At 67.7% G+C, this 17905-nt stretch carries 14 protein-coding genes; 6 read left to right on the forward strand and 8 right to left on the reverse strand.

From position 1 onward, the window contains the following. Window positions 1–475 precede the first annotated feature (475 nt). The 3 genes from ACIGJC_RS27340 (at window position 476) to ACIGJC_RS27350 (ending at window position 2992) form a co-directional block, all read left to right on the forward strand. Window positions 476–868, forward strand: coding sequence for an OsmC family protein (locus ACIGJC_RS27340; protein ID WP_483712620.1), 393 nt, complete (start codon window positions 476–478; stop codon window positions 866–868). A 222-nt stretch (window positions 869–1090) separates the two neighbouring features. Next, window positions 1091–1912, forward strand: coding sequence for a hypothetical protein (locus tag ACIGJC_RS27345; protein WP_483712622.1), 822 nt, complete (start codon window positions 1091–1093; stop codon window positions 1910–1912). Between the two features lie 309 nt (window positions 1913–2221). Continuing rightward, on the forward strand, window positions 2222–2992 hold the full coding sequence (locus ACIGJC_RS27350; RefSeq protein WP_483712623.1) for a DUF3047 domain-containing protein: 771 nt from the start codon (window positions 2222–2224) through the stop codon (window positions 2990–2992). A gap of 3 nt (window positions 2993–2995) precedes the next feature. On the opposite strand, the gene ACIGJC_RS27355 is transcribed toward ACIGJC_RS27350, so the two are convergent. The 7 genes from ACIGJC_RS27355 to ACIGJC_RS27385 form a co-directional block, all read right to left on the reverse strand. Next, window positions 2996–3742: a lipoyl protein ligase domain-containing protein gene (locus tag ACIGJC_RS27355; protein ID WP_483712625.1), complete on the reverse strand. Its 747-nt coding sequence runs from the start codon at window positions 3740–3742 to the stop codon at window positions 2996–2998. A gap of 95 nt (window positions 3743–3837) precedes the next feature. Further along, window positions 3838–4950, reverse strand: coding sequence for an acetoin dehydrogenase dihydrolipoyllysine-residue acetyltransferase subunit (locus tag ACIGJC_RS27360; protein ID WP_483712626.1), 1113 nt, complete (start codon window positions 4948–4950; stop codon window positions 3838–3840). Further along, a complete protein-coding gene (locus ACIGJC_RS27365; RefSeq protein WP_211950366.1) occupies window positions 4950–5966 on the reverse strand; it encodes an alpha-ketoacid dehydrogenase subunit beta in 1017 nt (338 codons plus the stop codon). Before ACIGJC_RS27365 ends, ACIGJC_RS27360 begins: the two co-directional genes overlap by 1 nt. Window positions 5967–6008: 42 nt before the next feature. Next, complete coding sequence (locus ACIGJC_RS27370) at window positions 6009–7007, reverse strand: thiamine pyrophosphate-dependent dehydrogenase E1 component subunit alpha (protein ID WP_483712627.1); 999 nt, start codon at window positions 7005–7007, stop codon at window positions 6009–6011. 40 nt (window positions 7008–7047) lie between these two features. Next, entirely contained in the window at window positions 7048–8121 is a 1074-nt protein-coding gene (locus ACIGJC_RS27375) for an ATP-NAD kinase family protein (protein WP_483712629.1), read from the reverse strand. Window positions 8122–8348: 227 nt separating this feature from the next. Beyond that, complete coding sequence (locus ACIGJC_RS27380) at window positions 8349–10319, reverse strand: sigma-54-dependent Fis family transcriptional regulator (protein ID WP_483712631.1); 1971 nt, start codon at window positions 10317–10319, stop codon at window positions 8349–8351. A 238-nt stretch (window positions 10320–10557) separates the two neighbouring features. After that, window positions 10558–11571 (reverse strand): LLM class flavin-dependent oxidoreductase, encoded by a 1014-nt coding sequence (locus ACIGJC_RS27385; RefSeq protein WP_483712633.1) that lies wholly within the window; start codon window positions 11569–11571, stop codon window positions 10558–10560. Window positions 11572–11802: 231 nt separating this feature from the next. Between ACIGJC_RS27385 and ACIGJC_RS27390 the strand changes: the two genes are divergently transcribed. Beyond that, window positions 11803–12558, forward strand: coding sequence for an IclR family transcriptional regulator (locus ACIGJC_RS27390; RefSeq protein WP_483712634.1), 756 nt, complete (start codon window positions 11803–11805; stop codon window positions 12556–12558). Window positions 12559–12573: 15 nt separating this feature from the next. Here the strand turns inward: ACIGJC_RS27390 and ACIGJC_RS27395 are convergent, their stop codons facing one another. Beyond that, complete coding sequence (locus ACIGJC_RS27395; protein ID WP_483712635.1) at window positions 12574–15294, reverse strand: hypothetical protein; 2721 nt, start codon at window positions 15292–15294, stop codon at window positions 12574–12576. 200 nt (window positions 15295–15494) lie between these two features. On the opposite strand from ACIGJC_RS27395, the gene ACIGJC_RS27400 reads away from it, so the two are divergent. Together ACIGJC_RS27400 and ACIGJC_RS27405 are read left to right on the forward strand one after the other, a co-directional pair. Continuing rightward, complete coding sequence (locus tag ACIGJC_RS27400; RefSeq protein ID WP_483712637.1) at window positions 15495–16220, forward strand: IclR family transcriptional regulator; 726 nt, start codon at window positions 15495–15497, stop codon at window positions 16218–16220. A gap of 73 nt (window positions 16221–16293) precedes the next feature. Beyond that, on the forward strand, window positions 16294–17904 hold the full coding sequence (locus ACIGJC_RS27405; protein ID WP_483712638.1) for an OPT/YSL family transporter: 1611 nt from the start codon (window positions 16294–16296) through the stop codon (window positions 17902–17904). Window position 17905 lies beyond the last annotated feature (1 nt).

Below are 17905 nucleotides of genomic sequence, written 5' to 3' on the forward strand. Positions count from 1 at the left end.
GTTTTGCTGTGCGAGCACTGTATAACTTGTGAAGCTCCGAAGTCGAAGACTTCGTGCGTCCGCTACCCAGCGCCCACACTTATCGGTTGTTTGGTTGTTAAAGAACTTCGCTGCCGGCTTTGCCGTTCAGCGCGCTGCGTTGTCTGCAGCAGAGAAACGAGATTATGTAGCACTTTCTTCGTTTCGTCAACCAGGCCAGCAATCTTTTTTGCTCCGTTCGTCGCGCTAACTTCGCGCCGCCGAACCACCCGGTCAACCCCGCAACCCTTGCTACGTCTGCTTTGCAGCGCCGCGTTGTGTTGCGAGGGGGCGAATATTACGGCGGCCCGCCGGCTTTGGCAAGCCATTCAGCGAAATAATTCGAGAAGCTCGAAAAGTAACGCTTTAGACACTAATACGGTCCTGCCGCCGATGACTGTATAGAATCGTTACTCCCGGGCCGAACTCCGGCCCCTAATAAGGACAAGGAAGTTCGATGACTATCCAAGCGACGTGGCAGCCGAGCCAGGGCAATACACTCTGCAACCTGAGCAATGGCGAGGCGAACTGGCAAGCCGACCTGGACCACTCCGCCGGCGGCAACCCGCAGTATCCGAACCCGCATGACCTGCTGGATTCGGCGCTCGCGGCGTGCACCGTGCTTACGCTCCAGCTCTATGCCAAGCGCAAGGGCTATGCCGTGGCCTCCATCCATGCCTCCGTGACCCATGAGGAGAGCAACGGCCGCTACGCGATGAAACGCGAGGTCCATGTCACCGGCGACCTCGACGCCAAGGTCCTGGAGGACTTGCTGCGCGTGGCCAACAAGTGCCCGGTGCACAAGTCATTGTCGGCCGAGATTGTCATCGACACCACGCTCTCCAGCTGATCGCGTCATCGTCCTGACCCACACCACGCGGTACGGTAGCAGGTGAGCAGGCCGGCGCCAGCGCTGAAGTCCGGATGTGCCGCGTTTGTGCGCTGCCCCACCAAGCTGATGGTGCTGAGCGCCGAGAACGCCGCTCGCTGTTTTGTAGGCAGCGAGCCGCACGTCTTACCATGATTAAAAAAGAAAAAGGCAGCACCTTTATCGCTGTGGAGCGGGGACACCTTGACGAATTACATCGAAGAATATTGCGCCCAGATCCGGCGCACGGGCGCTGCTGGCGTGATTGCCAAGCCCATTCTGGTCGGCCAGGACGGTACATACACGATGACGTACGTGCCGCACGAGCATCACAACTCCGGCGCCCGCCTGGTGCTGGTCAGTACGACGCCCGGACACGCCCATGTGCGGCTCGCGGCGGCGGTGACGGAGGAGTTGGTGCAGGCCCGCACGCCTGCCCGCGTGATTCAGCGCGAGAACAAGCGCCGCGTCGAACTGGGGGGCCAACTGGTCCGGCCTAACCTGATCCGCATGCTCGATCATTTCCGCGCGCCGGAACTGGTCGGACTGCCGCACGCTGCGGCGCTGTGGAACGAAGGCTTCGAGCAGTTCCAGCCGCTGGCCTTGCTGCCGTTCGCCACCACGCGCCGCGGGCTTGCCTTCGACGGCACGCTGGAAGACCTGCTCGCAACACCGATGCTGAGCGCCGCGTTCGACACCCGCTTCCTCGGCGCGATCCGGCAGATGCGCCCCGACGCCTTGTACATTGCGCTGGGCCGTACCGCGTGGGCCGGGCTGCGCCATGCGGTGAGCCGGCGCCTGCTGGCCCGGCACCAGTTGCTGGGGATGATGCCGGTCCCCGCGCGCGCTGGAAACATGGTGCGCTACTTCCTGCGCGAGATTCCCGCGCGCGACCTCTCGCCGAACGACCCTGTCCGCCACCGCGTCGAATGGCTCGACGCCGCCCACGCGGAACTGATGGCGAATGTCCAGAAGCGGCGCGCCGCCACCGTTCCCCCCACGGGCCCAAATTACCTGATCGCATGATCGGGACGCGAGCCAGGACACTGCCCCTACCAAAGAGGGGTCTCGATGCGCGCCATTGCGCCGATAAAGCCTCTTGAGGAAACTGACCTCCTCGCATTCCCGATTGGCGGCCCCTGTGCGGGCCGCGATTTTTTTTACGCTGTGCGCAGCGCTACGCCAGTTTTCCTGGCGGCCAGTCCTGTCCGCGCGATGCCAGCGACTGCCGCGCCTCGCCCCCACTCGCACCCCATCCCGGCATTGCCTGGCGCAACGGAAAGTGCGCCATCTCACTACAATTCAGCAATGCCCAGCAACCGGAGCGATACCGCCATGCCTACCCCGTCCAACTGGCGCGCACACATGCAGACGGGATCGCTGCTGCGCGCCCTGCTGTGTAGTGCCACCTTGCTCGCAACCCCGGCGCTGCCAGCACAGGACGACCAGCCCGGCATCGCGTTCTCCGCCCTGCGTCCCGGCGCGCCGTTGCCGGCCGACTGGAAGAACCTGCCAGTCGTCCACGGCAAGGCCGAAACTCGCTACAGCCTGGTGAAGGATGGCGCCACCACTGTCCTGCAGGCCGACGCCAGCGCCGCGGCCTCGGCGCTGATGCACGAGGGCAATATCGACCTGGGCCGCACGCCGGTCGTCGCCTGGCGCTGGAAAGCGCAAGCCCCCATAGAAGGCGCCAATAACCATGAGGGGAGCAAGGAAGACGCTCCCGCGCGGCTGGTGTTCTTCTTCGAGGGCGACAAGGAGAAGCTCGCTTTCGGCGACCGCGCCAGCATTGATCTGGCCAAGCGCTTCGGCGGCGAAGACCTGCCCTACGCGACGCTGATGTATATCTGGTCGACCTCGGCGGCGCCCGGCAGCATCATCCCCAATCCGCACACGGGCCGCGTGCAGATGATCGTGGTCTCCGGCCGTCCTGGCGACGCAGGCCAGTGGCAGAACCTGCGCCGCAATATCGCGCAGGACTACGAACAGGCGTTCCACGAACCGCCCGGCAAGATCTCCGCCTATGGACTGCTGACGGATACCGACAATACCGGCGCCACGACGCGCGCCTGGTACGGCGACCTGCGCTTCCTCCCTGCGCGTTAGGCACTAGGCATGCGGCGGCGGCGTGGCCGCCGCGCTGGCCCTGAGCGCCTCGACGACCTGCGCCATCAGCCTCGTTCCGCCGGGGGCTGCGCTGCCGATGGCCTGCTGCACGCTGACCACCTTGTCGGCATCGTAGTGCCGGCCGGTGCCTGCCTCGGCCTCGAAATCATTGGCACGCTGCGTGATCGCGACCGGATCCGCGCTGACGAGCAGCACCGCATGTGCCAGCACCAGGTGGCGCTGGCCATCCGGCGCCTGCACGGCCGCGGGCTCGCGGCGCCAGTACTGGGCCGTTCCGGCGATCTTGCGCGCCTGCCCCGGCGAGCCCCAGGCGAGGTTGAAGCGGCCGTCGCAGAAGGAACCGTCCACCGCCTGCCAGTGGGTCTCGACGTCAAGCCGGCGCAGCGCCTGCCCGACGACCTCGCACAGGTGTAGATACACCGCCTCGCTCAACGCGCCGGGGGGCCCGTCCACGCGGTACGCAAGGCTCAGGTTCAGGATGCCCGGGCCCTGCGGCACCAGCCCGCCGCCCGACATGCGCAACCAGACCGGGCAGCCGCGCCGCGCGAAGCTGGCGCGCGCCGCTTCGAACGGCTCGTATCGCAGGTAACTGCGCGGCACCACCAGCGAGACCGGCGCTTCCCACAACTGGGCAACCGGCTCCCCTTGCGCAGCCAGTTCGAGAAGCGCCAGTTCGGCCTGCAACGGATCGTCTTCGGCTGGATCGGCTTCGATGAACGCAAATGGCATGGAATTCGTCCTGGCAGTGGCCTGCCACACGATAGCAGGCCGCGCGAGACAAGGCGCGGCGCGGACGGTGCTACGGTCCGCCCGCGCCAACCACCTCAGCCGGCCAGGTGCTTGCGCAGCAGCGCGTTGAAGTCGCTGGCCTTTTCCATCTGGCTCATGTGCCCGGCATCGCCGAACACCTTCACCGTGGCGCCAGCCGGCGCGTTCTGCGCGTGCGCGCTGGGAATGATGCGATCCTGCGCGCCCCACACCACCAGCGTGCGCGTACCCGTATCCGCCAGCCGCTGACCAGGCAGTTCCCGCTGGCGGCCCTCGGCGAACAGGCTCGCGCCGAGCGTGGACAGCGATTCCTGCACGCCGTCGAGCCGCTTGTAGCGCAGCAGGTCGTCCAGCATCTGCCGGCTGACGAGCTCCGGGTTGGCGAACAGCAGCTCGACCACTGGCTTGAGTTCGCGCCGCGACTGCGCGCTGACAAAGCCCTCTGTATAGCCGTTGTTGATCTCATCGCCGAGGCCCGCCGGCGACACCAGCGCCACCGAGCGCACGCGCCGCGGCGCATCGACGGCGAGCTGCGCGGCAATGCCGCCGCCCATGGAGTGGCCCACCACGTGCGCCGCGTCGATGCCCACCGTGTCGAGGAATCGCGCTACAAAGCCGGCCATCTCCGCCAGCGTCGTGCCCGCGAGCCGCGGCGACGTCTGTCCGTGACCGGGCAGGTCAAGCGCCACCACGGTGTACGCGTCGGCGAGGGCGTCGAGGTTGAACAGCCAGTTGTCCAGGTCACCGCCAAATCCGTGAATGAAGAGCACCGCTTGCTCCGCGTTGCCCTTGCGGGCGTAGCGGACGCGGATGCCGTCGACGTCGGCATACTGGTACGTGGGTCCGGCCTCCTCCTCGCCGCCGTCGTCCGCCGGCGTTTCATAAGCCGCAATGTAGGCATCGATTTCCGCATCGCTCACCTCCGCTGACGCCAGCACGCCAAGCAATGCCTTGACCGGCAGCACGTCGCCCACACCGGCCACCTTGCGGCGCAGGGTGCCGGCGTCGGGCGCCTCGACGGCGTTGGCGATCTTGTCGGTTTCCACATCGAGGATCGGCATGCCCACCGAGATCTCGGCGCCTTCGTCGACGAGCCAGGCATTGATGGTGCCTTCCTTCATCGACAGGCCCCACTTGGGCATCACAATCGGAGTCATTGCTGTGGCCATCAGTGCTTGCCTCCCTTCATGGTCTTGCGCACCGCTGCCACCACGTGCGCGGCGCTCGGGATATACAGGTCTTCCAGCGTCGGCGAGAACGGCACCGGCGTGTGCGGCGGGCATACCATCTCGATGCCGGCCTTGAGTGCGCCGAACGCCTGCTGCGCCACCTGCGCCGAAATATCGGTTGCGATATTGCAGCGCGGGCTCGCCTCGTCCACGACGACGAGGCGGCCGGTGTTTTCGACCGATTCGAGCACCGTGTCCATGTCCAAGGGCGATAGCGTGCGCAGGTCGATCACTTCCGCTTCCACGCCTTCCTTTGCCAGCGTCGCCGCCGCGTCCAGCGCGCGATGCACCATCAGCCCGTACGCAACGATGGTCACGTCCTTGCCGTCGCGCGCGATATTGGCCTCGCCGAACGGAATCGTATAGGCGCCCTCGGGAACGTCGCCCTCCAGCCCGTACAGGTTCTTGTGCTCGCAGAAGATCACCGGGTCGTTGTCGCGGATCGCCTGTATCAGCAAGCCCTTGGTGTCATACGGCGTGGACGGGCACACGACCTTGAGGCCCGGGATATGCGTGAACAGCGGCGTCAGCATCTGGCTGTGCTGCGCGGCCGCGCGGAAGCCCGCACCGACCATCGCGCGGATCACCACAGGCGTCTCGGCCTTGCCGCCGAACATGTAGCGGAACTTCGCGGCCTGGTTGAAGATCTGGTCGAAGCAAACGCCCATGAAGTCGATGAACATCAGCTCCGCGATGGGCCGCATGCCGCAGGCCGCCGCGCCAATCGCCGCGCCCACATAGGCAGATTCCGACAGCGGCGTATCGAGCAGCCGGTCGCCATGCTTGGCATACAGGCCCTTGGTCACGCCGAGCACGCCGCCCCAGGCGTCCTTTTCGCCGTCCGCGCCGGCGCCGCCGACAATGTCCTCACCCAGCATGATTACACTGGGGTCACGCGTCATTTCCTGGTCGATCGCCTCGTTGATCGCCAGCTTGATGCTCAGTTTGCGAGCCATGTTCTGTCTCCTGATGATTGGATAGCTGCGTCGGGTTGGCGGTTAGTAGCTCACATAGACATCGGTCAGCAAATCTTCCGGCCCGGGCAGCGGCGCGGCCTTGGCTTCCTGCACGGCGTGCTCGATCAGCGCGGCAACTTCACGGTCGATCGCATCGAACTCCTCGCGCGAGATCACGCCGCCCTGCGTCACCGTGCGCGTGAACAGCTTCAGGCAATCCCGATTGGCGCGGATATCGTCAAGCTCGCCGGCCGCGCGATAAGTCTGCGCATCGCCTTCGAAGTGGCCGTAGAAGCGGACCATCTTGCATTCGAGCAACGCCGGGCCGCCGCCTTCGCGCGCACGACGGATGACTTCGCCGGCGGCCTCATGGACGGCGAAGAAATCGGTACCGTCCACCGTCACGCCGGGAATGCCGAAGCCGGCCGCGCGATCCACATAGCTGTCCACCGCGGTGCCGTAGTCGCGCGAGGTCGACTCCGCATAGCCGTTGTTCTCGATCACGAAGATCACCGGCAGATTCCACACGGCGGCCAGGTTCAGGCTCTCAAGGAAGGTGCCCTGGTTCGAGGCGCCGTCGCCGCAGAAGGTAATGCCGACCTCGCCCTTGCCACGGAACTTTGCGGCCAGCGCGGCGCCGCAGATCAGCGGCGCGCCCGCGCCCAGGATGCCGTTGGCGCCCATCATGCCCTTGGACAGATCGGCGATATGCATGGAGCCGCCCTTGCCGTTGCACGAGCCGCCCTTCTTGCCGTAGATCTCCTTCATCATCGCTACGGGGTCGACGCCCTTGGCAATGCAGTGGCCGTGGCCACGGTGCGTGCTGGCGATGCGGTCGCCGTCATGCAGGTGGTGCAGGATGCCGACACCGGCGGCTTCCTCGCCTGCGTAAAGGTGCACGAAGCCCGGAATGTCGCCGCGGCCGAAGTCCACGTGCAGGCGTTCCTCGAAATCGCGGATGGTGCGCATCTTGCGATACACCGTCAGCAGGGTCTCCTTGTCGAGCCCGCTGGGGCCGGCTTGCATGGCACTGGCGCTCATGGTTGTCTCCTTGGGTTGAAGTTGTGGTGGTACGGCTGCCTCAATACGTGCTTGCTGATTGCGTGACAGATACGCTGCGCATCAGCCGCTCGCGCGCGGCATAGCGCATGCACGCGGCCACGTCGATGCTGCGGAACGCGTGCTCGTGCAGGGTGATGCTGACTTCGTCGCAGGGGCCGAAGGACAGTTCGCGCTCGCCGTCGAGCGCGACGATGCCGGAGCGCTGGCGCACGCGATGCGGGCGGGCATGCTCCAGGTACTGCCAGCCCGCCACGTCAACCGGGCACAGCAGGCCCGGGGCAATTGGCGCGCGCAGCTCGAACTCGCCTTGCCCCCGCGCGGCCAGCTCGATCGCGAGGCCACCCGGCTCGCGCCGGCCCAACGGCTCCAGCAGCCCGGCGATGGCGGACAGGCCAATGGCCTGCGGATCGGCGAAGGCTACGTACACGGCAGCCAGCGTGTCGGCTTTCCACAGCGCCCGCGCGCCGATGAAGTGTTCATGGGCAATGACCGCGTCGACGAGCGCGATATCGCGCCGGAAGCCGCCGTCGGCATCGCGGATCACGATATCGAGCCGCTTGTTCGATGCCAGCGCCAGCGAGGCCGGCACCCGGCCCGTCGCATACAAAGCCGCCGCCAGCCCCGTGATAGTCGGCTCGCGCATTTCCGGATACGCATTGTTGGTGCCGGTGGACAGGCCGGCGACCGGCACGCCGCCGCATTCGCGCACCACCGCACGGTGCGTGCCGTCGCCGCCGAGCACGATGATGACGGCCACGCCGGCATCGGCCATGTGGCGCGCCGCATTCAGCGTATCGTCGACGCGCGCCGTGACCGGCATGTCGATGTACTCGACCGCCGGCAGCCCGGCGTCCGGACCCTGGTGGCGGGTCAGATGGCGGGCCAGCATGACGCGCAGGCCTTCGCGATCCGGCATCATCATCACGCGGTCGATGCCGCAGGCCGACAGCGCGGCCAGCAGCCGCAGCACGATGTTGACGCGATCGGACAACTGCAGGCTGTTGGCATTGGCAATCACGCGGCGGATATCGCGCGCCGACACCGGGTTGGCGATGATGCCTACCAGCGGCGCACCGTCGGACCGTGCTTGCATGGCCTGTCTCCTGTCTGTCGTTGTGCTGACAGGCAGATTGCAATGGCTGTGCCAGCACGCACGGCGCGCTGTAGCCACGCAGGGGACCGGAAAAGTTGCGGGATAACCCGCAGGAAACGCGGGTCAGGCCGCCGCGCGGGCAGTGCCGGCGGCGTTCATGGCGTGACAGGTGTCACAGGGCAGGTGTACAGCGCTGGACAGCTGTATCGTTGGCAGCTTTATGGCTGTTATGGCTGGGGCGGGTCGCCGTCGCGGCGGTTGGGAGACTGGATGCCGTAGCGCTCCATGCGGCGGTACAGCGTCATGCGGCTCACGCCGATCTGCCGCGCGACAGCGCTCAGGTTCCAGCCTGACGCACGCAGGTACTGCATCAGCAGCATGGCCTCGGGCGGCAGTTCCGGCGCGTCCTCCGGCTGCGGAGGCAGCACCGGCACGGCGGACACTGGCATCAGGGCGCCCAGGCCATCTGGCAGGTCATGGGCATCGATATACCCGCCGGCGCAGACGGCGCGCGCGTACTCCAGCACGTTGCGCAGCTCGCGCAGGTTGCCAGGCCAGCGGTGGTGGCAAAGCAGGTCGCGCGCCTGCGGCGACAGCGTGATGCCGCGCTGGCCGCCTTCATCGAGCATCTTCTGCACGAGCCATTCGAAGTCGGTGCGATCGCGCAATGGCGGCAGCGCGAACCGGGCACCGTTGAGCCGGTAGAACAGGTCCTCGCGGAAGCGCCCCTGCGCGACCAGGTCTTCCAGCCGGTGATGGGTCGCCGAAATCACGCGCAGCCGGACCGGCACCGGACGCGCCGCGCCGATCGGCAGCACCTCGCCCTCGGCCAGCACGCGCAGCAGCCGCGACTGCAGCTCGCGCGGCATGTCGCCGATCTCGTCGAGGAACAGCGTGCCGCCGTCCGCTTCCTGGATCAGCCCGCGTTTGCCGCGCGGCCCGGCGCCGGAAAAGCTGTTGGGCAGGTGGCCGAACAGTTCGCTCTCGATCAGCGTTTCCGGAATGGCGGCGCAGTTCACCGCCACGAACGGCTGCCCGCGGCGCGCGCTGGCCAGGTGCAGCGCCTTGGCAAGGTACTCCTTGCCGCTGCCGGTCTCGCCGTTTATCAGCAGGTTGATCGGGGAATCCACGAGCCGCGCCGCGCGCTGCAGTTGCTGCTGCAGCGCGGGGTCGCCGCCGCACAACGCCGCCAGAGGCTCCGGCAGCGGCGTTGGGCGCTCCTGCGCGCCACTGGCCTGCCAGCGCAAGGCAGGCGGCATCACGCTCAGGTACAGCAGGCCGCCGCTGCGGTTCAGCGCCACCAGGCGCTGCTCGCTCGGACGCGAGTAGACATAGCGGCCGAGGTCTTCGAGCCGCGCGTTGAACAGCGTCTCGAACGACTGGCCCAGCACCGTGCCGGTGGCCAGTTCCCCTTCGAGCATCCGCCGCGCCCGGTGGTTGTGTCCGACAATGCGGCCGCTGTCATCGAGTGCGAGCAGGTACTCCGGGTTGACGTCGACGAACTCGGGGGCGACGTTCAGCTTGAGGATCCAGTCGCGGTGATGCGCGCGCAGGAAATTCGCGTTCTCGATATGGGCCGCGTAGATGCGCACCAGCTGCAGCGCCAGCCCCTGGCTGTCCTTTGCATTCGGGGACGTCAGCGCGGAGATGTCCAGGATCGCGTGCAGGTTGCCGTGCGTATCGAACAGCGGCGCGGCGGTGCAGGTCAGCGGAATGTGGGTGGCGTCGAAATGATCGGCCTGGTGCACGGTCAGGGCTTCGCCCGTGAACAAGGCCGTGCCGACGGCGCATGTGCCCGCGCCGCACTCGCTCCATTCCGCGCCCAGGTACAGGCCGGCATGGCGCAGGTCGGTATCGGTGCGCGCATCGCCGATGTAGTCGACGGTCACGCCCTGCGCATCGGTCAGCAGCACCACGTAGCCCAGGCCCGCGACCTGCGCATACAAGCTCTCCAGCCCATGGCGCGCAATGCGCGCGAAATCGTCGATGCGTTGCTGGTGTTCGCGCAGCCGCGTCTGCGGCACGATGCGGGCTTCCTGCATGCGCGACGGGTCCAGCCCGTACTGGTGCACGCAGCGCCGCCACGAATTCTCGATCACGGCATCGTGCGTGGGCCGGTCCGCGGGCAGGGCTGGCGGCGGAAGGTAGGTGGTGGCGTGGACTACCGTCTCGATGTGCTCGCGTTGCCGCAGGTCCATCGCTGTCTCCTTGTCGTCTCCGCGGCGTGCGCCGCGGAGGGCACATTGGCGGACTGGCGAACCGGTCGCGTCATGGCGCGACTCTGTACTGGCTGCCTACTGTATCCGACGCGGTCGGGACGGTGCAAACCGATATCATCGCCGCCGCAGCCATGTGCGCCAGGCGGCATTCCAGTACGGTGGGGACAGGACTGCCCCGGCCCCTTGCGCGGCCGGGCCTTCGAAGGCGATTCCCGCTTCAGGCCGCCGGCGTCAGCGCACGCGCCGTGTCGGCGGCAATCTCGAACGAGCGCAGGCGCGCGGCGTGGTCGAAGATCTGGCCGGTCAGCATCAGTTCATCCGGGCGCAGGTCATCGACAAAGCGCTGCATGCCGGCGCGCACGGTTTCCGGACTCCCCACCACCGAGCACGCGAGCGAACGGCGGATATGGTCTGCCTCACTCTCGTTCCACAGCGCCTCGATATCGTCCACGGGCGCGCGCAACTGCCCCGGCGTGCCGCGCACCAGCGCCAGAAACTGCTGCTGCAGCGAGCTGAACAGGCGCCGGGCCTCGGCGTCGGTCTGCGCCGCGAACACATTGAGGCCGAGCATCACGTAGGGCCGCTCCAGCTGCGCGGAAGGCCGGAACGTCCGCCGGTACAGGTCCACGGCCTGGCGCATGAAGCCCGGCGCGAAATGCGAGGCAAACGCGAACGGCAGGCCCATCGCCGCCGACAGCTGCGCGCTGAACAGGCTGGAGCCAAGCAGCCACAGCGGCACCTTCAGGCCCGCGCCGGGCACGGCGCGCAGGCGCTGCCCAGGGCGCACGTCATCGAAATAGGCCTGCAGTTCTTCCACATCCTGCGGGAACGAGTCGGCCGTGTCCTGCGACAATTGCCGGCGCAGCGCGCGCGCCGTCGCCTGGTCGGTGCCGGGCGCGCGACCCAGGCCAAGGTCGATGCGGCCGGGGAACAGCGAGGCCAGCGTGCCGAACTGCTCGGCCACCACCAGCGGCGAATGATTGGGCAGCATGACGCCGCCCGAGCCCACGCGGATCGTGCGCGTGCCGTTGGCCACGTAGCCGATAAGCACGGCGGTGGCGGCGCTGGCGATGCCTGGCATGTTGTGGTGTTCGGCCAGCCAGAAGCGGCGGTAGCCCAGGCGCTCGGCGTGCTGCGCCAGGTCGAGCGCGTTGCGCATGGCCTGGCCGGCATCGCTGCCCTGCGCAATGGGGGCCAGGTCGAGAACAGAATACGGGATGGAGGTCGTCATGGAAGCTGCCTTGGCGCGTCGGCGGGCCTGTGCCGGCCGATGCGCGCGGGAATCGAAAGCGTCCGCTATCTTAGTAAGCCCCGGGCAATCGTGCTGGCGGCCGCCACGCGGCCTTACCAGTGGCGTGGTTATCGGCGCCGGCATCGATCGGAGTGCGTTGGGTGGGGTAAAGATTGAGCGCAGCGCCGCTTGTCCCGTACCATGCTGCCCCATGCGAAGCAGGAAATCGGTATGACACTCAAGACACTGGACGGCGCGCTGGCCTTGCTGACCCACTTCAACGTGCGGCAGCCCACCTGGGGCGTGCGCGAACTCGCCAAGCACAGCGGCGTGCACTACGCGGTGGTGCATCGCGTGCTGGCTACTTTCGCGGCCAACGGCTTCCTGGTGCAGGACGCGGCCACCGGCAAGTACTCGCTCGGCCTGCGCCTGTTCGAGCTCGGCCAGGTCGTGCGCAAAAGCTTCTCGCCTGACGAGATCGTGCGCCCGGTACTGGAAAAGCTGGCCGCGCAAAGTGGCGAGACGGTCTTCCTGTCGTGGCTTGACGGCCATGAGGGCCTGTGCGTGGGCCTGGTGCAGAGCCAGCACCAGTTGCGCTTCTCGATTGAACTGGGCGAGCGCTTTCCGCTTTATGCCGGGGCGCACGCCAAGGCCATGCTCGCGTTCCAGGACGACGCGTTCCGCGGCGAGGTCTACCGGCAGGGCATGGAAAAGATGGGGCCGCACACCACGCTGGACCGCGACACCATCGAAGCCCAGCTGGCCGAGGTGCGCCAGCACGGCTGGGCGCATACCCGCGAGGAAGCCGCCGCGAGCGTGGCAGGGCTGGCGCTGCCGCTGTGGTCGCGCGACCACAGCGCGGTGATCGGCTCGGTGGCCATTGCCGGCCCGCAGCAGCGGCTCGGCGACGATGCGGTGCCGCGCCTGCTGGAGGCCCTGCGCGATGCCAGCGGCCGGCTCGAGGAGGTGATCGGCTTCGTGCGCTAAGCCGGGTTCCCGCATTCAGCCTGCCAGTAGCGCCTGCCCCACCGCGCCGCCAAAGACGCGCGCGCCGATGGCGTGGCCCAGCGCGCGATAGCTTTCCCACTGCGCCTCGTCGAAGAACTGGTCGGAGGTGGCCTCCTGCGGAAAAGCCGGATGGTCCGCGCCGTACTGCTGCACATCGGCTGGCGCCCAGTCCGCCAGGCGCGGCTTGAGCAGCACGATGCGGCAGACCGGATCTTGCCGCCCCGCAGCCGGACCCGCGCGGTACACATTGAGCAGCACCGCGCATTTGCCCGCCGCCGCGCTATTGGCCTGCGCACCAAAATCTTCCGGCGTACCGAACACCGTGCTCAGTACCGGATGCGTGGTGGCAGCCTCGATATCCACCACGATTTCCAGGCCATGGTCGATCCGCGCGAGCCGGATCAGGTTGGCCAGGTCGCCGAAGCGGTAGTCGGGATCGCCGCCGGCATCGCACAGCACGATCAGTGACACATCGCGTCCCGGGCGCAGCAATTCGTACACGCCGGTGTTGTCGAAGTGACCGCCGTCAGACAGGTACTGCCAGCCGCGATGCATGCCGTGGAAGCGCGCGGCGAGTTCGCAAGCGAGACAATACTGCGTACGGAACAACGCGCTGAAGCGCGCCAGCACCGGGTGCGTGGCACGCTCGGGCAGGCGCTGCGCGGCCGGCACGCGGCCCGCGTGGCGCGGACCGTCATGCAGGTAAGACGGCCACCATGTACCGAGCCGCAGGTTCGCCAAGCCCATCAGCAGCGACGTGCCGAGCGTCGTGGCCCGCCCGATGCCGGTGGCCAGCGTCGCGCCGGAGATCGCGATCCAGTCGCCCACGGTGCGGGAATCGGCGACCCGGGCCGTTCCCGGATGCGACAGATCCGGACAACAAGGACGCCCGTCGACAAGAAAGCGCGCATAGCTGTCAGCCTGCGCCGTTCCCGGCTGGACTACGCTGGGGCCGGGGCCGACGCACAGCGGCTTGCCCTTGCGGTCGCGCTGCACCAGTTGCTCGGCCGGATCGACGGTCTGGTTCAGCGTGACGTTGATCAGATGCAGCGGCGCCAGCACGCGCGGATCGTAGTAGGTGTTCAGGCTGAGCTGGTCGCCGGGCACCGGCTCGGCCACGCTGAAGCGCTCGCGTCCCTGCCTGTTCGCCGGATGCGGGACGAAGCGTTCGCCGTTCGATGCGCCAAGGTAGGCGCGCGTGAGCCGCGCCGCATAGAACGGCTGCAGCGTCGACAGGTTCAGGAAGCCCGTGAAGCGCCCTGCCACCATCGCCAGCAACAGCGCCACCAGCACCAGTACGACGAGCACCGGGCCTGTATAGGCATTGCCGAACACGAGCCAGTCCACCGGCTCGCGTCCGTTCCAGCGCACGACCAGCACCAGCCACGACCACAGCACGTACACCAGCAGCGCCAGCAGCGCAGCCAGTGCCCCGGCCATCAGCGAGACGGGCAGGTGCGCCTGCAGCGCGCGCCACGGCGTATCGGCACTGTCCCGCTTGCCTTCGTCGCGCAGGCCAGCAGCGTAGCGCACCAGCCAGACCAGCGCGGCCAACACGCCGGCGGGAACGCCCGCGCGCCATGCCGACGCCGTCATGGACGCATAGAGGAAGGTCGTGCGCGCGATGGTATCGGCCAGGCCGAGCGCCAGCAGCCACAGCGTCAACGCCACCGCGCTGCGCAAGGCGCGCGTGGCGCGCACGCGATAGTCCGATACCGCGCGCGGCGCCGGCACGAGCAGGGCCAGGCAGCACAGCACGGCCAGCAGCGTCAGGGCGCCAGCCGCCGCCAGGATGCAGGCCAGCACCAGTCCCGGGCCGAGCCACACGACCCACCGCGCCGCCAGCAGCAGCAGGATGGCCACGATCGTCGCGACGATCGGGCCGGGGCTCAGGAAGCGCGCCGCCGACTGCGGGTCGCTGGCACGCGGATACACCATCCAGTAGGCCAGCCCGGGCGGCACGGCCAGCAGCAGCGCCGAGCCCAGCGGCAACCACAGCAAGGTGCTCCACCAGACCATGCATTCGCCCTGGTTGAACGCCTGGCGCGCGTCATGAAGCAAGTCCATCTCGTAGCGGCCGAGGCTGTACGACATGCCCGTGGCCATGTACTGGCCCAGCGCCAGCAAGGCCAGCACGAGCAGCAGCGCGCTGCCGATCACGTAATGCATCGCCAGCCAGTTGCGCAGGACCAGCACGGCGGCGTAGAGGTTGTCTCCGGCGCCGGTAGGCGACAGGTAGCGGCCGTTTTCTCGCAGCCACGCCACGGCGCCGCGGCCCGGGTCGGCTGCATAGGACACCGATGTACGGATGCGCCCGGGCGGCTCGCACTGCAGCGTGTGGTACGCGTCGGCCGCCGCTTGTACCGGGTTCGTGCCGCGCCGCAGGCGGCCCGGCACGAACAGGCTGGCGAAGAAGGCACCGAGGAAGCCGCCGCCGCTGACCGTGGACAGGTAGTCGAACTGCGGCAGCATCGAGGCTGGCGGGACCGCCGCCCCTGGCGGCGCGTCGTCAGGCTCCGCCGCTGGTTTCAGCGGCGTGCTGGCCAGAGCCTGGAGCGCGCCGAGACAGAACGTCGCGCTGCGGATGCCACCGCCGGACAGCGCCATGGCCCAGTTGCGCGTGTCCGCGCCGGGGCGCGCCGAGAGGCCAAGCTGCCGGCGCCTTTGCGCGATCCGGGCGGCTTCATCGCTGAATCCGGGGTCTTCTGCAGGCATGCACGCCTCCCTGGCGAAGGGTCCGTGCCAAGTATAGGACGCTCTCCAGCGCCTCCCTCGCATGAGACGCCAACGTCTCGCGCCCCGACCGTATCCCGTCGTATGCGCGTTAACCCTGATTGTTGCAGAGGGTCACCGAGGCCTAGCATTTCTCTGTATCAGAGACGTTGTCTCTATATAAGAGACACAAGGCAATCGAAATGCTCAAGACCCTCGACGGCGCACTGGCGCTGTTGACTCACTTCAATGCGCGCCAGCCAAGCTGGGGCGTGCGCGAACTGGCGCGTGAAAGCCGCGTGCATCACGCCGTGGTCCATCGCGTGCTCGCCACCTTCGCCGCCAACGGCTTCCTGGTGCAGGACGCCATGGGCCGCTATGGCCTGGGTCTGCGCTGGTTCGAACTTGGGCAAGTCATGCGCAAGACCTTTTCGCCGGCCGAGGTCGTGCAGCCCGCGCTCGAAGCGCTGGCGCGCCAGAGCGGGGAGACCGTGTTCCTGTCGTGGCTGGACGGTGACGAAGGCTTGTGCACGGACATCGCGCAGAGCCAGCACCAGCTGCGCTTTTCGATCGAGGTGGGTCAGCGCTTCGCGCTCGACGCGGGCGCCCATGCCAAGGCAATCCTGGCCTTCCAGCCGGAAGCACTGCGCCAGCGCGTGGCACAACGCGCTGGCCTGGCCGAGGCAGAACTCGAAGCGCGCCTGGTGCGGGTCCGTGCCGAAGGCTGGGCTTACACCTGCGAGGAATCTACGGCGACCGTGGCCGGACTGGCGGTACCCCTGTATAGCCGCGACACGCGCGCCGTGATCGGCTCGCTCGCGATTGCCGGGCCGCTGCAGCGGCTCGATGAACACGCCCTGCCGCGCCTGCTCGATGCGCTGCGGGCGGCACGCGACACCATCGGGCCGGTGACAGGGTTCCTGCGCTGACAACACACAGCGGGCGGCCAGCGGAACTGGCGGGGCGCGCGAAACGAGACAACACTAGGGAGGAACGGTAGACATGACGCCTATGCAAACAGAACTGAACGCGCCGGGGGTGGCGCAACCAGCGACAAGAACGCGCTTCATGGAGCCGCTCCTGCTGCTGGTTTCCGTCGTGCTGTCCGTGTTCGGCGCGATGATCGGCATGCAGCTGATCGTGTCGCTGGGCATCTCCGCCAATACCTCGATCATCGGCGCGCTGATCGCCATCGTGTTCTCGCGCATCCCGCTCGAGGTCACGCGGCGCTTCCGCGTGCTGGAGCGCCAGAACCTGGTGCAGACGGCGATCTCGTCGGCCACGTTCGGCGCGGCCAATTCGCTGATGATCCCGATCGGCGTGCCGTACGCCATGGGCATGCCGGAACTGGCCTCGCCGATGCTGATTGGCGCAGTGATCGCCATGTTCGTCGATGGCGCCATGCTGTACTTCCTGTTCGGCAGCAAGATCTTCCCGGCTACGGGTACGTGGCCCGCGGGCATTGCCACCGCCGAAGCCATCTGGGCCGGCGACCGCGGCGGCCGCAAGGCGGCGTTCCTGGGCCTGGGCATTGCCGTGGGCGTCGGCGGCGCGTGGCTCGGCGTGCCGATGTCCGCGTTCGGCGCAGCGTTCCTCGGCAACCTGGCCGCGCTGACAATGTTCGGCATCGGCCTGCTGGTGCGCGGCTACTCGGTGGCGCTGACCGGTGTGGATATTGCCAAGGCCTACATCCCGCACGGCCTCATGATCGGCGCGGGCATCGTGGCGCTGTTCCAAGTCGCCTTCGAAATCCGCCGTGCACGCCACGCGCCGGCGGCCGATGCGCGCACGATCGAAGTGCCGGCCTCGCGCGCCAGCCGCATCCTGTCGGGGGGCTTCCTGATCTACCTGGCGATCGCGCTGCTGATCTCGGTGCTGGCCGGCCATGTGTCCGACATGTCGCCGGGCATGCTGGTGGTGTTCGTGCTCTACGCCGCGTTCGCCGCCTATGTGCACGAGCTGATCGTCGGCATCGCCGCGATGCATTCGGGCTGGTTCCCGGCCTTCGCGGTGGCGCTGATCACGCTGACCATCGGCATCCTGATCGGCTTCCCGCCGACGGCGCTGGCGGTGCTGGTGGGCTTCTCGGCCGCGACCGGACCGGCTTTCGCCGACATGGGCTACGACCTCAAGACCGGCTACCTGCTGCGCGGCGAAGGCCGCGACATGGAAGCCGAACTGGCCGGCCGCAAGCAGCAGTTCCTGGCGGCGATGATCGGTTTCGCCGTGGCCGCGGTGGTGGTGCTCGTGTTCCACGGCAGCTTCTTCGCGCAGAACCTGATCCCGCCCGTCGACCGCGTCTACGCGGCGTCGATCAAGGCCGGCTCGTCGGCGGAAATCGCGCGCAACCTGGTGATCTGGGCCATTCCCGGCGCGCTGCTGCAGCTGATCGGCGGGTCCAAGCGCCAGCTCGGCATCCTGCTCTCGACCGGCATGCTGATCGCCTCGCCGCTGGCCGGATGGGCAGTGCTGGCCGGCTTGCTTATCCGCTTCATCGTGCAGCGCCTGCGCGGCGACAAGCATGTAGCCGAGATGAGCGCCTTTGCCGGCGGCGTGATCGCGGGCGATGCGCTGTTCAGCTTCGTCGGCTCGGTCACCAAGCTGCGCAAGTAAC

Source organism: Cupriavidus sp. C3SS-1, assembly GCF_057073755.1.